This is a genomic window from Paenibacillus aurantiacus, assembly GCF_042431225.1.
Taxonomy (GTDB): domain Bacteria; phylum Bacillota; class Bacilli; order Paenibacillales; family Paenibacillaceae; genus Paenibacillus_Z; species Paenibacillus_Z aurantiacus.
In genome coordinates this window covers 1-20,643 of record NZ_JBHMDO010000027.1, presented here as the reverse complement: position 1 = coordinate 20,643, position 20,643 = coordinate 1, and the positions used below count along the sequence as shown (strand labels likewise).

Genomic DNA, 20,643 nt, shown 5'->3' with positions numbered 1-20,643 from the left:
GGAGGACGTTATGTTTCGCGAATATGCGTCTGTTCGAAATTAGCCGGATTAAACCAGTTGCCCGAGGCTGCCCACGTCGCGTCCAGCGGGACCCATGCGCCGCCTTGGTCCGCCAGCCGCACCTCATTCCAAGCATGAGGGCCAAATCCGCCCCGGCCGTCCGCGCCCTGCCCGGTCACGACTCTTACTTCTATGCCGATCGAGCGCGCCATCATCGCATATAAGCGTGCGACGTCAATGCAGACGCCTTTTCGGGAAGCGAACGTATCGGCCGGCGTTTGTTCCTTCCATATGCCGCGTTCCTCATAATTACGGGCCTTCTCCCAATCATATGCAATCCGGGAGCCGAGCCAGTCGTAGAGCGCCCTCGCTTTGGCTTCGTCGCCGTCCGTTTTGGCCGTCACGACCTTGGCGGCTTCCTCAATATCGGCGGGTACGGCGGCATCGATTACATCGTACTTGCGCTGAAGCACCCGTTTGAATTCCGCCTGCACGGCCTCGGTCAACACCGGCCCCCGCTTGGCAAGCGTGTCGCCCGCTACGGGTTCCAGCAGCTCTGCGGCCGTCTTGGCATAGAACGAGGAACCGCGGATCTCGTCGACGAGCGGACCGGCAGGCAGCAGCGTGACATAAATGAACAGCACCGCGAGCGCCACGAACGACCGTCCAGCGCCGAGCATCGCTCCCAGCACCGCGCCTGTCGCGCGGCTGCCCGCTCTCACTTGACCCCGGCGAAGTCCAGCACCGGCTGCTCCTACCGGGAGCCGCTCGAACAATGCCGCGACGAGCGGATACAGCTGGCCGAGCAGCAAGCGAATCAACATATAGATCAGCAAGAACAGTACGCCGAACCGAAGCAGCTCGAAATCCCGCAAGCTTGTCGCGAACGTGTACCACAGCTGCTTGAACGCGCCTAGCTCCTCATGGGGAACGATTATTTCCCGCGCAATAAGCCAATCTCTTACATAGGGCGACAGCCACGCGGCGGATTTGCCTGCCAACGCGAGCGAGAGGACCGTGCTTGCGGTCTCCCACACAAAAAAGAAAAGGTGCTTCGCAGAACCCGACGCACCTCTCCTCACCCCTTGAACGAGCGACACCAGCAGGACGAGCAGCACGAGAAGCGCCACAGGCTCCGGCTTCATCAGCGCCTGTACCCATCCGTTCATGGCTCCTCCTCCTTCCATCGCAATGCCGAACCGGCCTACCCGTATAGGGGCGGCCTCGGCCAAGCTAGCCGTTCGTCTTCGCTTGCGTAATCAATGCTTGTATCGTATCGTCAATCTTCCAAGTGCCCAGCGAGGCGCCTTGGAACTTCACTTTCACTTCGCCCGATCCCGGCGTGCCGGTCAGCTCCACATTCTTGGACTTCACCGTAAAGGTGCCGTCGGCGTTCGTCGTGAACGTCGCTTCCTTCGCCTCGCCGGCCATCGCGGAGATGGCTTGTTCCTTCACTTTCTCCGTTACCGTCGCGCTGATTTCCTTCAGGTCAATGTTCTTCAGATCGTCGAGCGAATACCCGCTGTATACGATGATGCCCACGATGATGACCGCGACGATCAGCCACTTCACGACCGTCCTCACGATGCGAATGACGAGCCAGAGCACGACCAGCGCAATCACCAGCACGAACCAATTGTCTTGGAAAAACTGGACCCATGTGTCCCAATTTGCGTTCAAATCAAAGCCCATCCGATTGTCTCCTCCATTATACCGCTTGCTTACTTTGAATACAAAACATTATACCCGAAGCCCTTATGCCCGTAAACGGCTGGAAAAACGGGGTTTTCGCGGTTTTGGATGTCGGAGATTGCGTGAAGTTAGCGGCTATTGTAGACCCGTATCTGTGCTTCTTCGAAGCGCTCCCTACCAAACCCCTGCAGCGGAGATTTCCCGCAATAAGCGACTTTTGTGGCGGAGATTGCGCACGGCAAGCGACTTTTGTAGACGTGTTCCCACCGCTTCATGCGTTATCTAATCCAGGAACACGTCTACAACGGGAGCGGCTGGGCGCAATCGGAGCCCCAACGGGAGCGGTCGGGCGCAATCGGAGTCCGAGCGAAGCGAGCAACTCCGAAGCGCTACCCACACAACTGCAGCGGAGATTTCCCGCCGACAAGCGACTTTTGTGGCGGAGATTTCCCGCAATAAGCGACTTTTGTAGTCGTGTTACCACCACTTCGTAAGTTACCTAATCCAGGAACACGTCTACAACGGGAGCGTTTGCGGGAAATCGGAGTTCCAACGGGAGCGGCTGGGCGCAATCGGAGCCCCAACGGGAGCGTTTGCGGGAAATCGGAGCACATATCCAAGCCCCTCCAAGCGTACAAGTAGTAACAGCACAAGCCCTGCGGAGGCGTCCGGCCCGCCTTGCCGCAGGCGTCATTACGAAATACCCGGCGCAAGCCGCGACGCTTGCGCCGACGCCTGGGAGGAATTCCGTTGAAAACCGCAGTATGGCTGTACTTGTTTCTGTTCGTCGCATTTTTTGATTTGCATGCGCAGTACCCGATCCTGACGCCCTTCGCCATCTCGCTCGGCGCCGCCCCGTCGTTCATCGGACTGATGATGGGCATCTACTCCATCACCCATCTGCCGGGCAATCTGATCGCGGGCTTCGGCGTCGATCGGTTCGGCAGCCGGCTCTTCATCGTCCTGTCGCTGGCAGCCGCCGGCATCATCCTGGTGATCCAAGCCGGGATCACCAATCCGTGGCAGCTGCTCGTGCTCCGCTCGATCAGCGGGTTCGTGCTCGCCTTCCTGTCGCCGGCGTGCATGTCGCTGCTCGCCCGCATCGCCCGCAATCAGGTGGAGCAGCGCAAACTGATGGCCGGCAACGGACTTGTGCACACGCTGGCCTCCGTCATCTCGCCGGCAGCCGGCGCGTACATGGTCGCCCAGATCGGCTTTACGACCGCGTTCCTCATCCTGGGCTGGGTGCTGATCGGCACGGCTGCCTGCGCGTTGTTCTTCATTCGCGAAGCGCCAAGGAAAGCGCTGGCCGAGGCCGGCGAGTCGGATGCGGACGGCTTCGGCGCCCCGGCTGACGAACGGGACGACGCCTCGGGACTGCACACGGGAACCGCACAGTCGATCCCGTGGCTCGTCTACCTCGTCCCGATCGCGATGAGCTGCGCGCAAGGGATCCTCTCCTTCGAGCTGCCGCTCATGGCCAAAACCCAAGCGGCGATGCTGACGACCGGCCTGCTGTTCTCCGTCGTGAGCCTCGGCGCGCTGTTCACGCTCAGTCTGCTATTTCTCAATCGGATGTCGCCTTATTTGCGGACGCTATGGGGCGCGTTCATGCTGGCGATAACGTACTTCGCGATCGCGGCCGATGTGCCGGCGCCATTCTACGTGCTGCTCTTCGTGCTCGGCATGGCGAAAGGGATCATTTTCCCGGCGCTCTCTTCCCTGCTGATCGAGCTGAGCGGCGGCGCCCGGTACGGGCGGACGTTCTCGGTGCTATCGATCGCCTTCTCCATCGGCTCGTTCCTCGGACCGATGCTGGCCGGCCAGCTCAGGGATTACGTGTCGCCCTATTACATTGCCTTCATCGGACTCATGCTCGCTATCTCGATTCTGCCGTTTCACGCGATCCGAACGGCCGGCGGCAGCGCCCATTTTTCGAGAACTGGGTGAACGCACAGGGCCGCTACCCCTCCCGGACATAAGATACAGTGTGGCAAACGGCTAGCAAGGCAAAAAACGAAATCAGCAGGCCTTTGCCAAAGACAGATAAGTTGAAAGAGGGGTGAAACACCATGTCTCAATGCGTAGAACACGTCCACAAACACGGCGGACATTTCTCATCGGTCGGCATCATCCTCGTACTCTTCATCCTGCTCGTCATCGTAATCGGCGGTTTCTGTTACTAGGACCGCGTCACCCGCTACCACTAGGCGGCCTGCCAAGCAGGCCGCCTGCTTTATTTAGACGAAGCGCCGCGCCGAAAAGTAACAACCAGGCCGGAATGATTTTGCCGCCTTGCCTCCCCCGTCTTAATCAATCGCCGAAAATCGGCTACAATAAGCCGGTGAGGTGAAAATTGGATGGATATCGCCATTATCGTCGAAGGCAAAAACGATCGCAGCCGGCTGCGCCGCGTCCTTGCGGAAGAAGTGCCGATCTATTGCACGTACGGCACGCCAAGCACCAATCAGATCGAGACGCTGCGCAAGCAGGTCGGGGACAAGCAAGCCTACCTGTTCACCGACAACGATTCCTCGGGCAAACGCATCCGCGGCATGCTGCGCGACGCCTTCCCGGATGCCGAGCATATTTACACGAGACGCGGCTATCCCGGGGTCGAGAAGACGCCGGAGGACTATTTGATCGAGCAATTAGAAAAAGCGGGCCTTGAGGCGTACATCATGTACCCGCCGCAAGATCCCGCTCCCTGGAGCAAAGACGATCAAATTTGAATATCAAGCGCGAAAATAACGAACGTGACGGTGACGATGCTCAGCACCGTCGAGAGCAGCACCGCCTGCGACGCGTATTCGGGCTCGTTGTCGAACTCCACCGCGAGCAGCACGCTCGAGAGCGAGGTCGGGACGGCGGCGGAGACGATGAGCGCCTGCGCCATCAGCCCGTCCAGCCCCATCGCCCAGACGACGGCCGCCGCAAGCAGCGGCCCAGCAACAAGACGCAGCCCGCTGGCCAGCCAGACATCCGCATGGAGAAGCGCCTTCATCGACCACTTCATGCTGCCCAGCTGCACCCCGAGCGTAATGAGCGCCGTGCCGATGAACGCATTGGCCAAATAGCCGAGCGGCGCGGAGAGCGCCTTGGGCAATTCGATGCCCCAATGATGCAGCGCGAACCCGAGCGGAATCGCATAGATGACTGGCTGCTGAATAATGGTGCGCATCACGCCGCGCAGCGTGCTCTTATGGGCGTTGACGCTGTAGATGCCATAGGTGTTGGGCAGCAGCGACTGCGTCATCATGACGAGGATCTGGACCGAGAGCGTGAACGGATTGTTCGCGAAGACCAGACCGTTCAGCGGTATGGCGTAATTGGCGCTATTATAGAACAATACGCTGTTGCGCATAGCGGCCCGCATGCCCCCGCGGTGGCCGCGAAGGCGGACGAACGCTTCTGCGGCCCCGTACTGGAGCACCATGAAGATCAGGAGAAACAGCAGCACCTGAAGCGCCACGCCGGCCGAAATGGATGTCGAGTATAAGAGCTGAAAAATCATGGCCGGCGAGAACAAGTAAAAATTCAGTTTGCTAAGCGTGCGGATATCGAGCGAGAAGGCGCGCTGCAAGACGATGCCGAGCGCGATCATCACCGATAGCGGCAGGACGTTGTTCCAAACGATCGTGGACAGGACGCTCATGCTTCCTTAGTCGTCCAGCAGCGCGTCGGTGATTTCTTTCAGCTTGTCAGCCGTCATCAGCTCGTCGAGCGAGCCGCGCACATATTTGCGAATATTCCCCTTCTTGTCGACGAAGACGATCAAGTCGCTGTGGGTGTACAGCTTCGTCGCCGGGTCCTTCTGCAGCATCAGGCCGAATTCGGTCATCAGCTTGCTCGTCTCCTCCTCGTTATCCATGCTGAGGAATTTCCAGCCCGTCTGGTCGATCTCGTTCGGAATATTGGCGATAAACTTCCGTACCGCGTCCGGCTTGTCCCGCTCCGGATCGAAGGTGACCGAATGGAACTCCACGTCCTTGCCGAACGTGCCGTCCTTCTTCAGCTCGTTCTGCAGCTCGCTCATCAGGAACGTCGTCGGCGGGCAAATATCCGGACAATTCGCGTAATAGAAGTAGATCAACCGAACCTTGCCGTTCGAATCGGACAGCTGTACCTGGTTGCCATCCAGATCGGTCATTGCGTAATTCGGCGCGGGTTTGTCCATTTCAAAATTGACCGTGTTCTTCTCCTGCATGGAGACGAGCAAATAAATCCCCATCGCTGCGCACAGCGCGAACAGCGCGATTTTGAATGCATGTCTGCGTACGAATGCCATGTTTCGTTCCTCCCAAGCAAAAACGGCGCCATCTTGACCGAAGGTGCCGCTTCACGAATTTAAGACCAGGTTGTGTTGACGATCATTAGCAAAAAGACGACCATCAAGTAGTTAATGGAGTAGAAAAAGTTGACCTTCGCCCACTTCGTCTCTCTCTCGCCTTCTTTCCCGAACCCCATCACCGTCTGGACGAGCCAGGCGATACCGCACAGCGAACCCACGATCAGAAAGACAAGCCCTACGTAGCCGTATGTATAAAGCAAAATGACGTTCGGTACGAGCAGCACGATGTACGGCAGCATCTGCAGCTTCGTCCGTCGCACGCCCTTCACGACAGGCAGCAGCGGGAACCCGGCGGCGCGGTACTCCTCCACGCGTCGAATCGCAAGCGACCAGAAGTGCGGCGGCTGCCAGAGGAACAGCAGCGCGAACAATAGCCACGCGCCCATATCGACCTCGCCCGCGACCGCGCAATACCCGATCACCGGGGGCATGGCGCCGGAGACGCCGCCGATCGACGTGCTCCACGTCGACGAGCGCTTCAACCACATCGTATAAATCACCACATAGACGAAAATGCCCAGGACACCTAGCCAACCAAGAAGCGCATCGAGCGCGAACAAAATGGCAAGTCCGACGATACCGAGCACGATGCCGTATGCCAGCACGGCGCCCGGCTTCAGACGTCCTTCGGCGAGGGCGCGCTTCTGGGTCCGCTCCATCTTCTTGTCCAGTTCGCGGTCCCAGTAATTGTTGATGACGCAAGCGGACGCCATCGTGAACGTGGTTCCGATCAGCATATAGAGAAGCAGCAGCCAGTCGATATCCCATTTGGAAGCAACCCAGAATCCGCCGAAAGCCGCGAACGCATTCAGCCGCAGCAATCCCGGCTTGGTCAGGGCCACATATTCTTTTAACACACAGCGAGCCTCCCTGTTCCGATACCGCAAGAGACGCATCTAACGTCTCTTGGTAATAAATCGTAGTTAATCATACCTCAACCCGCGATCCTTTGACAATCTTCGAGCCCGTTGTTCAAGAATTTGTTGGTTTAGCGCGGGCGGCTGGGCAAGCGGTGGCAAGAAGCTGATATACGGGTGGAACCCTTTTGCTCCCAGCCTAATATGATGGTCTTGTGGTTAAACGCCCAACTGAGCGCAAAGGAAGTGAGATTCCACCAGCATGGGAGTCATTAAAGCGAACTCGGAGGACATTAAGATGCTAGCCCGGTTGATGCGGGCGGAGGCGGAAGGCGAAGGCGACCTCGGTATGCTGATGGTCGGCAACGTCGGCGTCAATCGTGTCAGAGGCGGCTGTCTTGACTTCAAGAATATTCGTTCAATCCCGCAGATGGTTTTCCAAAGTCCGGGAGGCTTTGAAGCGACGCAGAAAAGCTACTTTTATCAAGGCGCCCGCGACCGGGAGATTCGGCTGGCCAAACGGACGATCAACGGCGAACGGCAGCATCCCGCGTCCAACGCGCTCTGGTTCTTCAAACCCGCCGCCGGTTGCCCGGGCCAATGGTTCGACCAATGGAACGCGGGCCGGTTCAAGTCGCACTGTTTCTACCGGCCGACCAGTGCGGATTGCCCGAACGTGTATTAGTTGAAGGTAGCAAAGCAACGAGAGGCCGAAAAGCGCAAGACGAATTTATGTTCATGATCAGAAAGCGAGGAAATGGAATCATGTCTAACGGTTACGGGTACAAAGGTGCAGTAAGTCCGGCGAATACGGCAAACTGGGGAGGTTACGGCTACGCGACGCCATACCCTGGCATGGGGATGTCCCCATCCATAATGGGCAGTGCAGCACCATCCATGATGGGCGGAGCGGCTCCATCCATGATGGGCAGCGCGGCTCCGGCCATGATGGGCAGTGCAGCTCCTTCTGTGATGGGCGGCGCAGCTCCATCCATGATGGGCATGCCGACAATGCTGCCAACGGCCGTTGCCGGCGTCCAATCCCAGCAAGCCGGCGTTCCCACCGGCGTACCTAACGGATCGATTATCACGCCGGGCGGCGGCAATATCGTCACGGTTCCGGTCGTCGAGGAATCCTACATCGAGAATATTCTGCGCCTGAACCGCGGCAAGTTCGCGACGTTCTACATGACATATGAGAATAATCGCGAATGGAACGCCAAAATTTTCAAAGGCATCATCGAAGCGGCCGGCCGCGACCACATTATTATTAGCGATCCGACGACGGGCAAGCGCTTCTTGCTGCTGATGCTGAACCTGGATTACGTGGAATTCGAGGGCGAGATCAACTACCAATACACGTTCCAAGGCATGACGATCTCGAATATGACGCCAATGAACAGCGGGACGCCTGCCGCGACGACGCTGCCCGCGTCGAATGGGCGCTAAAGAGCGGGACGAAACGTCCATGCATGAAGCTTGGCGGCGCCGCCCGGAATCCAATCCGACATGATGCGCCATGAAGAACGCTCATTGCAGCGTTCTTTTTTTATCGCTTCGGCGGCTTCCGCGTCGCCAGCTTCCCACACTTCGACGAACAGCAGCGGCTGGTCGGTGCCCTCATATAGCTTGAACCCGCCGGGCTCCTCCGCCCGCCGCGCGATCCAAGACCGATATTCTTCTTCATGCTCCGGCATAATCCGGTACTCGACGAAACAGATTACCATGGGCGAAAACTTCCCTTCCGTTATAATAACCCGCGATTCAGATGATACTGAAACGTACAATATAGAAGTATAACATTTCACGGGCAGGTGCTTCTTATTATGGATAGCGGAACGCATTTGGTCATGGGACTCGGACTCGCCGGTCTCGCCTCCGTCGACCCCGTGGTCGCTTCCGATCAGACGGTGTACGCGGCGGTACTCATCGGTACCGTAGTCGGCTCCCAGGCCCCGGATTTGGATACGCTGCTTCGTTTCAAAGGCAATGCGATATACATCCGCAATCACCGCGGCATGTCGCACTCCTTGCCTGCTATCGCGATTTGGACGGCATTGATCACGCTGCTGCTGCAACTCGGCTTTAATTTCGGACTACCCTGGGCGCATGTCGCCGGTTGGGTATTGCTGGCCGTCGTCGTTCACGTCTTTTCGGATTTGTTCAATACCTACGGGACACAGGCGATGCGACCGTTCACGAAAAAATGGATTTCCTGGAACATCATCCATATTTTCGATCCCATTATTTTCACGTCGCATATTATCGCGATCGTTCTATGGGCGCTGCGGGCCTTCGATCCCGCCGACCTATTCCCGGCGCTGTACGCGCTGATCATCGTCTACTATATATGGCGAACCGTCTCCCATCGTATGATTTTGCGCAAGCTGCCGAGCTTGGATGACCAACACGAAGCGGAAGACGACTATATGATTATCCCGACCATCTCCCTCTATGACTGGAACGTCGTGAAGCAGCGCGCGGACGGCTCCTACGTGATCGGCGATCTGAAGCAAGGACGGCTCCGCTGGATCGACAGCGCCCGCTGCTCCACCCATGAGGCGGTCGAGCGGTCCAAGCAGGACATCTCCATCCGCTCGTTCCTCTCCTTCACCTCATTCGCCTGCGCGGAAGTGCGCGAGCATTCGTGGGGCTATGAAGTCCGCTGGTGCGACGTACGCTACCGGCATCGCAAGCAGTATCCGTTCGTCGGGGTTCTGCTGATGGACAGCGACTACAAGACGCTCGGGTCCTATGTTGGCTGGCTAAGCGACGAGAGGCTGCAGAAGCGGCTGCGCATGAATACCTATTGAATTCCGCCTTGCTGGATGCCAGTTGTTCACGCTTGACCAAAGCGATCCCTTCTTGCACAATGAAGAAGGGATTTTTGCTTGTCTGCCTATCTGGCTTTACGTTTGCGACGCAAACAAAAGGCTCAAGGTTTCCCTTGAGCCTTGGCCTTGCTTGTCCGAATTAACGGAACTGCGAACCCGACAGTTGTTGCTCGGCGATTTGCACCAGTTTGCGCGTGATGTAACCACCAAGCGAACCGGCGTCGCGTGTTGCGAAGTTGCCGTAGTAACCGTCAGCAGGAATTTGGATACCCAGTTCCTGTGCAGCCTCGTATTTCAGTTGGTTAAGTGCCGCGCTTGCTTGAGGTACGACCAGCGTATTGCTGCTGCGAGATTGTCCTGCCATGTGGAATTTCTCCTTTCATCCTCTTCACGTTGTATGTGTTGCAAGCTTGCAAGCTTATTATGATACGCAGGTCGCAAGAATATGCTCAAGATTTCACTTCATTTTTAAAAACTTTTCAAAGGAGCTTTTGCCCCATGTCCAAGTCTCTCTCCTTGCTGTTCGCCGTCGTCTCCGTCATCTTGATGACCGCAACGGCTATCTCGATCGCGCACAGCGCTTGGCTGACCCTTCTACTCTTCGTCCTGACGATGGGCTGCATCGGCGCGGGATTTATCGTAAAGGCCAAACAAAGACGCCGCGGACAGGGGTAATCCCCTCCGCGGCGTTTGTTTTTCGTCCTATGCCCTTAGCCGGACTATTGCGCCGGCAGGAAACCCATCTTCTCTTTCGCGTCGCGGACCGTCTTGTTCGCCACCTCGGCAACCCGCTCCGCGCCCTGCTTCAGAATCGCGTGGATTTCGCCCGATTCGCGGATCTCGCGGTAGCGCTGCTGCAGCGGCTCGAGCGTCGCGACGACGTGCTCGGCGAGATCTTTTTTGAACGCTCCGTAACCTTGTCCTTCATACTTCGCCTGAATCTCATCCAGCGAAAGACCGGAACAGTGCGAATAGATGCTCATCAGGTTGCTGACCTCCGGCTTCTCGGCGGGGTTGTAGATGACGTCTCGGCCCGAATCGGTCGTCGCCCGGCTAAGCTTCTTGCGAATGACGTCCGGCGGATCCAGCAGCGCGATATAGCTGGCCGGATTCGGGTTGCTCTTGCTCATTTTCTTCGAGGCGTCGTCCAGCGACATGATTCTCGCTCCGACCTTCGGAATATACGGCTCCGGAATCGTGAAGTAGTCGCCGAACCGCGCATTGAACCGGTGACCCAGATCGCGCGTCAGCTCCAGATGCTGCTTCTGGTCGTCGCCGACCGGCACGAGATCCGCATTGTAGAGCAGAATGTCCGCTGCCATGAGCGTCGGGTAGACGAACAAGCCCGCGCCGACGGAATCTTTGCCGGACGATTTATCTTTGAACTGTGTCATGCGCTCCAGCTCGCCCATATAGGCCAGCGTCGTGAACAACCAGCCGAGCTCGGCGTGTGCCGGGACATGCGACTGCATGAAGACGCTCGCTTTCGCAGGATCGATACCCGCCGCGATGAACAGCGCCGCGACTGACTCAGACTGCTCGCGCAGCGCGGCCGGCTCCTGCGGCACCGTGATGGCGTGCAGGTCGACGACCATGAAGAAACATTCGTGCGTTTCTTGCAGCTTGACGAAATTTTGCATCGCGCCGATGTAGTTGCCCAGCGTAAGCTGGCCGCTCGGCTGGATGCCGGAAAGTACTCTTTTCATAATAGTTGCCTCCTTAAGGTTGTCGCTCCCCCCACCCCCTCCGTCGAGGGGGCCCCAAGGGCTCCGCCCTCTGGACACCCGCTTTCGCGATGGATAGCTAGGTTGGTGGACGGCGGTTGCTTTCGATCAGGGCACGCTTTTGTCCTTTCGGACAAAGCTCACGTGGTTGTCGCTCGTGACGCGACCGTCTTTGCGCTAGCTGGAGAGTTGGACCCGCACGTTTCCTCATCCAATAGTCGGCTGTACGCCACTATTGCAATCCTCACGCACGTTCCCATGCTCAATAGTCGGCTACATACCACTTTCGCGATCTTCCCGCGCGTTTGCACGTGCATTAGTCGGCTGTACGCCACGATTACGCTCGCACCGCTTACTTTACCTAATGCAAATACCTAAAAAGAACGCAAAAAGGTCCTTCATCCGCAAAGGGACGAAGGACCGTGGTGCCACCCTAATTCGTTCGTATCCGGCTTTCTGCTGCAAGCGGAACGAACCTTGAGTTCCTTAACGCGGAACGACGCGTGCGCCGCATACTTGTCCCGCTTACTTGCGCGGGTTTCCTCGGCCCTGCTCCGGGATCCATTCCGCATCGCGCTTCCGCACCGGTTCGCACCGACCACCGGCTCTCTGACGCTTCCTCGCGCGCGTACTTGTTCCCTTCCTTGCATTTAGGATGATTATACTCGCACACCCGCCGCATTTCAATATGGAAGTCCCTTCCTTTTCGCTTACCCTTCCCTTAAAAAAAGAAAGTTCCCCGTTGTCCTGCCGGGGCCATGCTCCGCATATTCTTTCTATAGACTAGTCCATCCCGAAAGGAGTGATTACCGATGACCGCTGTTTACCGGATCGGCATGCCGCTGCTGACCGCCGGCTGCTTGGCCATGCTGGCGCTGATCCTGGCGGATAACGGCTGGCTGAGCGCCATCGCGTCGCTCGATCCTGCCACGGTGCAATCGTTCAAGCTGCTGCTGCTCGGCATTATTCTCGAGACGTTCCCGTTCATTCTGCTCGGCGTGTTCGTCTCCGCGCTCCTGCAGGTGTTCGTCTCCGACGCGACAATCGCGCGGCTGACGCCGAAACACCCGGTGGCCGGCGTACTGTTCGGCAGCCTGCTCGGTTTGCTCTTCCCGCTGTGCGAATGTGGCATGATCCCGGTCGTGCGCAGGCTAATCCGCAAAGGCATGCCCCCTTACATCGGCATGGTCTTCATCTTCGCCGGCCCCGTCATCAATCCGGTCGTGTTTACCTCTACCTACGCGGCCTTCCGCGGCCAACCTGGCATGGCGTACGCCCGGCTTGGGCTCGCGCTTGCGATCTGCCTCGTGCTGGGCTTGCTGCTGAGCCGTTTCTTGAAGCGCAATCCGCTTAAGCGGGACGCCTACGAACTGGCCGCCGCGAACAACGGCTCGACCTCGATTTATGAGCACGACCACTCGCAAGGGGCCAAAGGATTGTGGGGCCGCATGACCGCGACGCTTGCGCATGCTTCGGACGAACTGTTCGACATCGGCAAATACGTGATTCTTGGCGCGTTCCTGACGGCGATCGTACAGACGTCGGTCGACCGCGAAGTGCTGGCCGGCATCGGCAGCGGCACCTGGTCCGGCAGCGCGTTCATGATGGGTCTGGCCTTTCTGTTGTCGCTCTGCTCCACCTCAGACGCCTTCGTCGCCGCTTCGTTCAACGGTGTCTTCGCGCCATCTGCGCTGCTAGCCTTCCTCGTCTTTGGGCCGATGGTCGACCTGAAAAGCGTGCTCATGCTGCTCGGCACCTTCCGCACCAAAGTCGTCGCCGCCGTCGTCCTGCTGCTGTTCGCGCTCGTGTTGGCGGGCTCCCTGCTGACGGGACGGTTTTGGTTGTAGCGTTCACCCCATCGTTCATAAAGGAGGGATTCCAATGGCCGCTTCCGACCGCAGACGCATGGTCCATTACTTAATAAGAGCCGTCTTGCTCGGCGGCTTCGCGCTGTTCATCGTCCATCTTGCCAGAGGCGACGGATTATCGCTCTATATCGCTCCCCGGATGGCGCCGATGGTCAAACTATCCGCGCTCGTCCTCTATGCGGCCGCCATCTATCAAGTGTACGCCGCATTTCAGGCTTCGAAAGGCCAGCAAATCGCCGACTGTGGGTGCGACCACGAACCGCCGGTGTCCATCCCGAAAAACGTCATCGTCTACGGCTTGTTCGTCCTGCCGCTCGCGCTTGGCTTCCTGCTGCCGGAAGCAACGCTCGGCAGCTCCCTCGCCGCCAAGAAAGGCATCACGTTCGCCGGTGCGCAGACGATCGCGAACGCCCGTCCCGGCGAGAGCGGACCTCCCTCTCTGCCCGCTTCGGGAATCCGCGATGGGGACGGGTCGGCCGGCTCATCGGAAGCGGCGTTCCCCGCCGACGAGTATACGGCAAGCTACGCCGCTTATGGCAAACGGCTGTATGCCCAGCCCGCGATCGCCGTGCCCGACCAGTGGTTCATCGAGACGCTGACCACACTGGACTTATACCGGCAGAACTTCATCGGCAAGCAAGTCGAGCTGAGCGGGTTCGTCTACCGCGACGAGGCGATGAAGGCGGATCAATTCGCCGTCAGCCGGTTCGCAATGAACTGCTGCTCGGCCGACTCGCTGCCTTACGGGCTGGTCGCGACCTTCGATAAAGCCGCCTCCCTCCGGAAAGACGCCTGGGTGAAAGTGTCCGGGACGCTGGAGGAAGGGCAGTATGACGGCGAGACGATTTTGCAGCTGCTCGTCACGCACATTGAATCCATTCGAACGCCGGACTCGCCGTACGTATATCCTGATTACAACTTTGACAAGCAGTTCGAATGAATTTGGTAAAAAATACATGTAATGCCTCTGTATCCGTTTTCGTATAAACGCCCTCCCAACTTAGCCATACTATCTCTACACAAGGGAGGTGAATTCAGATGGCAGGACAAGGTCAATCCCGCAGCAGCAATACACTGGTGGTGCCTCAAGCATCTCAAGCGCTGGACCAACTGAAATACGAGGTCGCGCAAGAGCTCGGCATCCAAATCCCGCAGGACGGTTACTACGGTTACATGGCGACCCGTGACGCCGGCGCGATAGGCGGCTATATTACGCGCAAGCTCGTTCAAATCGCGGAACAGCAAATCTCCGGTACATACGGGCGTTAAGTATTCCCGGCATCCTTCGTGTCTCCCCGGGCAAGGATGACCGGATTGCATTAGAGGACAAGACAAGAAGACCTGACGCAGGCGAACCTAGTCAGGTCTTCTTCGCCGTCACGGTCGACGTTATGGCGCATCCCGCAGCGCGTGCGGCGCGCCATACTTCGGCTGCAGACGGAACATGCCATTGGCGATATTCGCCATATTGTAATTGGATTCGAATGTGATGCCAGCCGACCACGATCCTTTGCGAACGCTGAAATCAAAACGGATCTCCCCGTGCGTCCAGCCCCGTTTATATTGGAGCGCGTCAAGCGCCAGCTTCCGGAATGCCAGCACTTGGTCGGCCTTTAGCCCGGATTCGGAGGACTCCTCTTCAATTACGCCGTTGCGGCTCTCGATCGGATTATGACAGATCCCATACTTCCCAATTACGTCATTGCGAATTTGAATCGTGACTGTTCCTGCTGCCGAATGAATCAGCTCCGACTCCATTTGTCGAAACGCGTAATCCATTTGCCGCGCAAGCGGCGTTGATTCCATCCCCATCGTCTTCTACACCCCATCACCATTTTTTCATAAACTTACCATTTAGTACTTCGGACTCATTATAAGACGAAAGACTCACATATTTCAATTATTTTTTTACAATATACTTACACATAACTTCATTATTTCTTTCAAATCGCCTTAATGCGTGCCATTACGACCGATTCAATCGACTCATTCGCCACTTTTTAGACAAATATAGACAATCCCCGTGCCGGTGATATAATAAGGAAAAAGATACCTATACGGGTGAAAAACGAAAGGGGCCTGGGTCGGTCTATGAATTGGCTGCATGCTTTATCTGTCCGTAAGAAGCTCATGGTTGGATTTTATGCGAACGTTGTCCTTTTTGCCGTTCTTCTGCTAATCGCGCTTCTCGTCTTTGACGGTAATGTCTGGTCAGGGCTCGTTATCATCGCCGTCATGGCAGCGGTTACGTACCCTGTCGTGCTGTTCTTCGAAAAGACGCTCTCGCATTCGTTCGAGGAACTACGGAACGCCGCTTACTCCGTATCCAAGGGCGATTTCACGCAGTCGCTCGATACGTCCTCGACGGGCGAGCTCGGCCATTCCTTCAACAGCATGGTCGTCAAGATCCGCGACATTCTGAAAGAAACATCCGGTATCTCGAACGTCGTCAACGACTCCAGCCGCACGATCTACTACAAGAATACCGACTTGAAACAAATGATGGACCAGGTATCGACTTCCGCGGCGGAACTAGCTACGGGCGCAGCCGAGATTTCGGCCGACATCAACGTCATGGCCGACTCGATCCGCGAGATGGAAGCAAGCTTCACCAGCTACGCCGACTCGACCAAGCAGATGAATGAACGTTCCGAGCTTGCGCTCACGCTCGTGGACAAAGGCCGTCAGGCCGTTGAAAGCCAGGCCGAAGGGATGAAGCGCAACATTGACGCGACCGCGAATGTAGCCGCTTCCATTGAAGATTTGGCGCATAAAGCAGACGGCATCTCCGCCATCACGCACACGATCTCCGAGATTGCGGAGCAGACGAACCTCTTATCGCTGAATGCCTCCATCGAGGCTGCCCGAGCAGGCGAGCACGGACGCGGCTTCGCGGTCGTCGCGCAGGAAGTCCGGAAGCTTGCCGAGGAATCGAACGCGGCAACCAAGGAAGTGTTCACGCTCGTGAAGAGCATCGACGCCGCCGTTAAGCAAGCCATCAACGGCATTCAAGTGAACGAGGAAGTCGTCAAGACGCAGACGGAAGCGCTGCACCAAACCGAGCAATCGTTCGCGGAGATTATCGGCAGCGTGAAATTCATCTCCGAGCAAATTGCCCAGTTCGCCAGCGACAGCGCGGCGATGCTGGAGAGCACAAGACGCATCTCCTCGACGATCCAGAACATCTCGGCGATTACGGAGCAATCGGCGGCCGGCACCGAAGAGGTGGCCGCTTCGATGAGCGAGCAGATCGCGTCTGTCCAATCCGTCATTCAAGAGACCGAGCGTATGCAGCAGCATGTGAATCAGCTCCAGCGCACGATGTCCGTCTTTAAAGTGTAAGGTCCTAACACCAAAAAGCGCCTTCCAGTGCAATCTGGAAGGCGCTTTTTTTGGCGCTTAAGCCGCGTTCGATGGCCGTCGTCGATCAGTAAGCCCCTTATTCCTCGCTCAAGAAAAATTGAATGATCGTGTCATGGAGTCCGGGCAATCCTTCATGTCCGAAGTCCGGATACACTTCCAGCCGCTTGCGGGCTTGAATTTTGTTGTATGCCGCGAACTGGGTCGAAGGCGGGCAGATTGTATCCATCAAGCCTACGCCCATCACCACGTCCGCCTGTATGCGCCCTGCCAAGTGTTGAATGTCGATGTAGCCCAGACGAGTGAACACCTCGTCTTCCCGCTTGTGCTGCGGATCGAACCGGCGGAAATACCCGCGCAGCTCCTCGTACGCATCCTTCGCCAAGTCCATCTCCCATACCCGTCTGTAGTCGCTCAAGAACGGGTACACCGGCGCCGCTTTCCGAATGCGGGGTTCGAGCGCTGCGCAAGCGATCGTCAGCGCCCCGCCTTGCGACCATCCCGTCGCATAAACGCGGTTCTCGTCGACCTCCTCCATCTCGATGGCGATAGCCGCGAGTTGGGCCGTATCAAGGAAAATGTGACGGAAGAGCAGACTTTCCGGTTGGTCGTCCAGCCCACGAATGATATGGCCGTGATGCGTGTTGCCCTTCACGCCACCCGCATCTTCTGAAGATCCGCCCTGCCCTCTGCAGTCCATGGCGAACACGGAGAAACCCAGCGATACGTAAGCCAGACGGTCGTTCCAATCGCCGGCGCTGCCCGTATAGCCGTGAAACTGGAGCACAGCCGGATGAGGCTCGGACGCTCCCCGCGGACGCGCGTATTTCGCATGTATGCGAGCGCCTCCGACGCCTGTGAAGTACAAGTCGAAGCATTCCGCGGCCGGTGTTTGGAAGTCGCTTGGAATCAGCTCGACCTGCGGATCCGTCGCGCGCATTTCCGCCAGCGCCCGTTCCCAATACTCCTCGAAGTCCGCTGGCTTCGGATTGATTCCTGTATACGTTTGCAATTGCGCGAGAGGCATATCGATTTGCGGCATGCTCATGCTCCTTTAACGGTGGTTTGGTTTCCTGATTTTCTCATGTTACGCCCGATGGTGCGCCTATGTAAAGCATGAAAACCCTCATTTCCCTGCATTTATTCAAGAAACCGGGCGCATGTTCGCCCCGTCCTGGTGGGAAAATGAACAAACCGTCACTCGCCACCGAAAAGGAGTGAGACCAGATGGCTGACGCAGACGGCATCCGTAAACCGGGTGCAGGAAAACAGCTTACCGTTCTCGTCCTCCTTGCGATTCTGCTTTCGTGCGAGGCGGCCGCGCCTCCGCTGCATGAAGCTTCGCTTGCCGCCGGCGAGAAAGTCGTTCAAGCACCTACGGCAACGCCCGAGGGGGCCGTCTTCGAAACCCTTGCCGATGCTCGCAACGGCAATCGATCGGCCGGCTCCTTTTCGTGGCTCGAGCTCCAGCGGCGATACCCTGGCACGTTTTTCGTCCGGGGCTCCCGGGGCAGCATGAAGGTCGCGCTGACGTTCGACGACGTGCCGGATCCCCGATATACGCCCAAGGTGCTCGATATTTTGGCCAAATACCGGGTGCGCGCGACATTCTTCGTGCTCGGGTCCAAAGCGAAAGCCTATCCGGCAATGGTCGCGAGAATGCGGAAGGAAGGCCATATGATCGCCAACCACTCCTACGACCACCCGGTGTTCCCCAAAATCTCGGTTCACCAGTTCAGCCAGCAAATCGCCCAGACGGATCTGCTGCTGCGCTCGCTGGCCGGCTACAGCCCTCGTTATCTCCGTCCGCCCTACGGAGCCATCACGCCGAAACAGATTGAATGGGCGCAAGCGAACGGCTACACCGTCGTCAATTGGGACGTGGACTCGGAGGACTGGCGCAGCATCGGCAGCGCGCGCATCATGGCCAATATCAAAAGCACGCTCCAGCCAGGCTCGATTATTCTGCAGCATGCGGGAGGCGGCGCAACCCAAGACTTATCCGGCACGGTGAAGGCGCTCCCTCAGCTTATCCAATACTTGCGAAAAAAAGGCTACGAGATCGTCCCGCTGCCGGAGCTGCTCGGCCGCCCAGTAGCGCGATCGGCACGGCCGAAACGGTAGCCCGCAACGAACAAAAGCGCTGCCCCGAAACGGGGCAGCGCTTGCGCTATGCAGGTTGGCCCGATCGGGCGCAAACGTCATCCATGCTATTTCAGCACATACACATGGACATATTGATAACCGAACGTGCGCGCTTGCTGCTGCGATGACGGCACGTAGATATCGATGCGGTTGCCCTTGATCGCGCTGCCCATATCGGACGCGACGGCAAACATGCCGCCTACTGGCAGACCGTTGTAATCATACCCGGTCACGTACAGTTTGGTGCCGAGCGGAATGAGCGCCGGGTCAACCGCAACGGTCCCGACCTTCAAGGGGTTGCCGAAATAATCCACGGCGCCCCAACCATTCTCGCCCGCCGCGGCCGTATAAGCGCTCGCTTTGACATGCAGCGCATCCGTGTACGCCACGGATTTGCCTTTCACTGTCAGCGTCGGCTCGGATTCGACCGCCGGAAGCTCGGCCGCCATCGTTCTCATGACGGGTTGAGCTTTTGCTTTCACAATAGACTGCTGCTGCGGCTTGCTGTCGCCGTCCGGGATCGAGATCGTAAGTCCCGCGTAGATGTTCAGCGGATTGACCGTCGGGTTGGCATTCATCAGTTCTTCCACCGACACGCCATACTGCTTGGACAAACTCCAGAACGTATCATCGTCCGTCGCTTTGTACGACGCTGCTTCCGCGCTTGCGGCGCCAGCCGTGGCCAGCAGCGCAAGCCCGAGAACAGCGGCTGCCGCGCATTTTTTCCATGACTTCATTGTAAACAATGGACATCCTCCTTTATTTACGAGAAACGCGCCGTCATTCGCGACGCTCGCCTCTCGTCAACGCGAACGGAAGCAGCGGTCTGATACAGCCCGCAAACGATCCGCTCATGCATGTGGCCTACGAGGTTAGTTGTCGGATTCGGGTCGAGGAGTTCGACCCTACGCGCGCACCCGGCTTGCGCCGCTCGCGATTCACCCCAAGCTTTGCATCCTGACGTTATCCGGTTGACCGCTTGCGGCCTACCCGGACAGCCCCTAGGACGAATTGCAGAATCCGTGTCGTCACGACGACACGGCGGGAGGCACCAGCCCTCCGATCCGCGTGTCGTCATAACGAACACGGCGGGTAGCACTGGCCTTCCAATACTCCCGAAGTTCCCCCGTACATTTAAGTTTCGGCTCGTGTTAAAGGTTACAGTGTCGCTAGCCCGATGCCTACCGGTAAATTGCGGCAGCATGCGCCGTGTCAGCTATAAACACAGTGTTCATAAACGTTTGGCGGGCATTTGGGAAAATAGTCCAGGTCATGTGCGAAAGGCAAATAACGCGGTTGCCCGGATGAGAGTTATAAGCAGCAGCAACGAAATCCATTGGCTGACAGACCTCCGCGCGGCCCGGGGAGCAGGAACGCAACTTCCATATGGATCTTGCGTTATACAGGGTAACGAAGGTTCAGGAGGAGAAGCGGATGAACGTGTTGATCGGCGCAGGCGTAATCGGTCTGCTAGTGGCCGGCATTCTGGCCGGTGCCTTTACATCCGGCGACCAGAACCGGGCCAACTTCTATATGGAGAGCAAGGAAGACCGACGGGCGAGACTGAAAGCCTCCGGTTGGGTCGGATCGGCAAGCCTGCTCGCGCTGGGAGCGGCCGCGATCTGGAATTGGCTGGTTTAGCCATGCGTACTAAGGCATCCTAGCGCTTGCGGCGTACCGACAAAAGGGGGTGTCCCAAAAGTCATCGAAAAGATGACGTCGGGACACCCCCGTTTTCAAATGCAATGTTTGGGTTACCGCATCCACTGCGCGGTCGCATGTTCTTCCGATCGCTGTTGTTCCCGGATTCCC

At 57.6% G+C, this 20,643-nt stretch carries 23 protein-coding genes, 1 riboswitch and 1 other annotated feature; of the genes, 12 read left to right on the top strand and 11 right to left on the bottom strand.

The window, feature by feature from the left end:
* Positions 1-8: 8 nt before the first annotated feature.
* Both ACFFSY_RS16850 and ACFFSY_RS16845 read right to left on the bottom strand, forming a co-directional pair.
* Entirely contained in the window at positions 9-1,169 is a 1,161-nt protein-coding gene (locus tag ACFFSY_RS16850; protein ID WP_377496070.1) for a transglutaminase domain-containing protein, read from the bottom strand.
* 64 nt (positions 1,170-1,233) lie between these two features.
* On the bottom strand, positions 1,234-1,692 hold the full coding sequence (locus ACFFSY_RS16845) for a hypothetical protein (protein WP_377496068.1): 459 nt from the start codon (positions 1,690-1,692) through the stop codon (positions 1,234-1,236).
* Between the two features lie 750 nt (positions 1,693-2,442).
* Here ACFFSY_RS16845 and ACFFSY_RS16840 point away from each other — a divergent pair.
* The gene (locus ACFFSY_RS16840; protein WP_377496066.1) at positions 2,443-3,642 is read left to right on the top strand and encodes an MFS transporter; all 1,200 of its coding nucleotides are present in this window, start codon (positions 2,443-2,445) and stop codon (positions 3,640-3,642) included.
* 410 nt (positions 3,643-4,052) lie between these two features.
* Entirely contained in the window at positions 4,053-4,424 is a 372-nt protein-coding gene (locus ACFFSY_RS16835; protein ID WP_377496064.1) for a toprim domain-containing protein, read from the top strand.
* Here ACFFSY_RS16835 and ACFFSY_RS16830 read toward each other — a convergent pair.
* Genes ACFFSY_RS16830 through cyoE form a run of 3 tightly spaced genes read right to left on the bottom strand, consistent with a single transcriptional unit; the run spans position 4,415 to position 6,900 of the window.
* Positions 4,415-5,347, bottom strand: a complete 933-nt coding sequence (locus ACFFSY_RS16830) for an AEC family transporter (protein ID WP_377496062.1) — start codon at positions 5,345-5,347, stop codon at positions 4,415-4,417. The genes ACFFSY_RS16835 and ACFFSY_RS16830 overlap by 10 nt on opposite strands.
* A gap of 6 nt (positions 5,348-5,353) precedes the next feature.
* On the bottom strand, positions 5,354-5,980 hold the full coding sequence (locus tag ACFFSY_RS16825) for an SCO family protein (RefSeq protein ID WP_377496060.1): 627 nt from the start codon (positions 5,978-5,980) through the stop codon (positions 5,354-5,356).
* 59 nt (positions 5,981-6,039) lie between these two features.
* Positions 6,040-6,900 (bottom strand): heme o synthase, encoded by an 861-nt coding sequence (gene cyoE, locus ACFFSY_RS16820; RefSeq protein WP_377496058.1) that lies wholly within the window; start codon positions 6,898-6,900, stop codon positions 6,040-6,042.
* Between the two features lie 262 nt (positions 6,901-7,162).
* Between cyoE and ACFFSY_RS16815 the strand changes: the two genes are divergently transcribed.
* On the top strand, positions 7,163-7,585 hold the full coding sequence (locus tag ACFFSY_RS16815; protein WP_377496056.1) for a cell wall hydrolase: 423 nt from the start codon (positions 7,163-7,165) through the stop codon (positions 7,583-7,585).
* A gap of 80 nt (positions 7,586-7,665) precedes the next feature.
* On the top strand, positions 7,666-8,349 hold the full coding sequence (gene gerQ / locus ACFFSY_RS16810) for a spore coat protein GerQ (RefSeq protein ID WP_377496054.1): 684 nt from the start codon (positions 7,666-7,668) through the stop codon (positions 8,347-8,349).
* Here gerQ and ACFFSY_RS16805 read toward each other — a convergent pair.
* Entirely contained in the window at positions 8,346-8,627 is a 282-nt protein-coding gene (locus tag ACFFSY_RS16805) for a hypothetical protein (RefSeq protein WP_377496052.1), read from the bottom strand. The two genes, gerQ and ACFFSY_RS16805, sit on opposite strands and share 4 nt — an antisense overlap.
* A gap of 99 nt (positions 8,628-8,726) precedes the next feature.
* On the opposite strand from ACFFSY_RS16805, the gene ACFFSY_RS16800 reads away from it, so the two are divergent.
* The gene (locus ACFFSY_RS16800; RefSeq protein WP_377496050.1) at positions 8,727-9,713 is read left to right on the top strand and encodes a metal-dependent hydrolase; all 987 of its coding nucleotides are present in this window, start codon (positions 8,727-8,729) and stop codon (positions 9,711-9,713) included.
* A gap of 160 nt (positions 9,714-9,873) precedes the next feature.
* Here ACFFSY_RS16800 and ACFFSY_RS16795 read toward each other — a convergent pair whose 3' ends face one another.
* A complete protein-coding gene (locus ACFFSY_RS16795) occupies positions 9,874-10,098 on the bottom strand; it encodes an alpha/beta-type small acid-soluble spore protein (protein WP_148932012.1) in 225 nt (74 codons plus the stop codon).
* Between the two features lie 134 nt (positions 10,099-10,232).
* Between ACFFSY_RS16795 and ACFFSY_RS16790 the strand changes: the two genes are divergently transcribed.
* Positions 10,233-10,409 carry a DUF5325 family protein gene (locus tag ACFFSY_RS16790; protein WP_377496048.1) on the top strand — a complete coding sequence of 59 codons (177 nt, stop codon included), beginning with the start codon at positions 10,233-10,235 and terminating at the stop codon, positions 10,407-10,409.
* Between the two features lie 44 nt (positions 10,410-10,453).
* Here the strand turns inward: ACFFSY_RS16790 and trpS are convergent, their stop codons facing one another.
* Positions 10,454-11,440, bottom strand: coding sequence for a tryptophan--tRNA ligase (trpS, locus tag ACFFSY_RS16785; protein WP_377496046.1), 987 nt, complete (start codon positions 11,438-11,440; stop codon positions 10,454-10,456).
* Between the two features lie 423 nt (positions 11,441-11,863).
* Positions 11,864-12,112 (bottom strand) — a binding site (T-box leader).
* Between the two features lie 158 nt (positions 12,113-12,270).
* On the opposite strand from trpS, the gene ACFFSY_RS16780 reads away from it, so the two are divergent.
* The 3 genes from ACFFSY_RS16780 to ACFFSY_RS16770 all read left to right on the top strand — a co-directional run bounded on the left by ACFFSY_RS16780 (position 12,271) and on the right by ACFFSY_RS16770 (position 14,595).
* Positions 12,271-13,305 carry a permease gene (locus ACFFSY_RS16780; protein ID WP_377496044.1) on the top strand — a complete coding sequence of 345 codons (1,035 nt, stop codon included), beginning with the start codon at positions 12,271-12,273 and terminating at the stop codon, positions 13,303-13,305.
* 34 nt (positions 13,306-13,339) lie between these two features.
* On the top strand, positions 13,340-14,266 hold the full coding sequence (locus ACFFSY_RS16775; RefSeq protein ID WP_377496042.1) for a TIGR03943 family putative permease subunit: 927 nt from the start codon (positions 13,340-13,342) through the stop codon (positions 14,264-14,266).
* Positions 14,267-14,364: 98 nt separating this feature from the next.
* A complete protein-coding gene (locus ACFFSY_RS16770) occupies positions 14,365-14,595 on the top strand; it encodes an alpha/beta-type small acid-soluble spore protein (RefSeq protein ID WP_377496040.1) in 231 nt (76 codons plus the stop codon).
* A gap of 120 nt (positions 14,596-14,715) precedes the next feature.
* On the opposite strand, the gene ACFFSY_RS16765 is transcribed toward ACFFSY_RS16770, so the two are convergent.
* Positions 14,716-15,138: an O-methyltransferase gene (locus ACFFSY_RS16765; protein WP_377496038.1), complete on the bottom strand. Its 423-nt coding sequence runs from the start codon at positions 15,136-15,138 to the stop codon at positions 14,716-14,718.
* Positions 15,139-15,417: 279 nt separating this feature from the next.
* Here ACFFSY_RS16765 and ACFFSY_RS16760 point away from each other — a divergent pair, with 279 nt between their 5' ends.
* Complete coding sequence (locus ACFFSY_RS16760; protein ID WP_377496036.1) at positions 15,418-16,668, top strand: methyl-accepting chemotaxis protein; 1,251 nt, start codon at positions 15,418-15,420, stop codon at positions 16,666-16,668.
* Positions 16,669-16,765: 97 nt separating this feature from the next.
* On the opposite strand, the gene ACFFSY_RS16755 is transcribed toward ACFFSY_RS16760, so the two are convergent.
* A complete protein-coding gene (locus ACFFSY_RS16755; protein ID WP_377496034.1) occupies positions 16,766-17,728 on the bottom strand; it encodes an alpha/beta fold hydrolase in 963 nt (320 codons plus the stop codon).
* Positions 17,729-17,913: 185 nt separating this feature from the next.
* On the opposite strand from ACFFSY_RS16755, the gene ACFFSY_RS16750 reads away from it, so the two are divergent.
* On the top strand, positions 17,914-18,810 hold the full coding sequence (locus ACFFSY_RS16750; protein ID WP_377496032.1) for a polysaccharide deacetylase family protein: 897 nt from the start codon (positions 17,914-17,916) through the stop codon (positions 18,808-18,810).
* An 86-nt stretch (positions 18,811-18,896) separates the two neighbouring features.
* Here the strand turns inward: ACFFSY_RS16750 and ACFFSY_RS16745 are convergent, their stop codons facing one another.
* Entirely contained in the window at positions 18,897-19,568 is a 672-nt protein-coding gene (locus ACFFSY_RS16745; protein ID WP_377496136.1) for a 3D domain-containing protein, read from the bottom strand.
* 108 nt (positions 19,569-19,676) lie between these two features.
* Positions 19,677-19,988, bottom strand: a riboswitch (cyclic di-AMP (ydaO/yuaA leader).
* 277 nt (positions 19,989-20,265) lie between these two features.
* On the opposite strand from ACFFSY_RS16745, the gene ACFFSY_RS16740 reads away from it, so the two are divergent.
* Entirely contained in the window at positions 20,266-20,472 is a 207-nt protein-coding gene (locus ACFFSY_RS16740) for a DUF5316 family protein (protein ID WP_377496030.1), read from the top strand.
* Positions 20,473-20,643 lie beyond the last annotated feature (171 nt).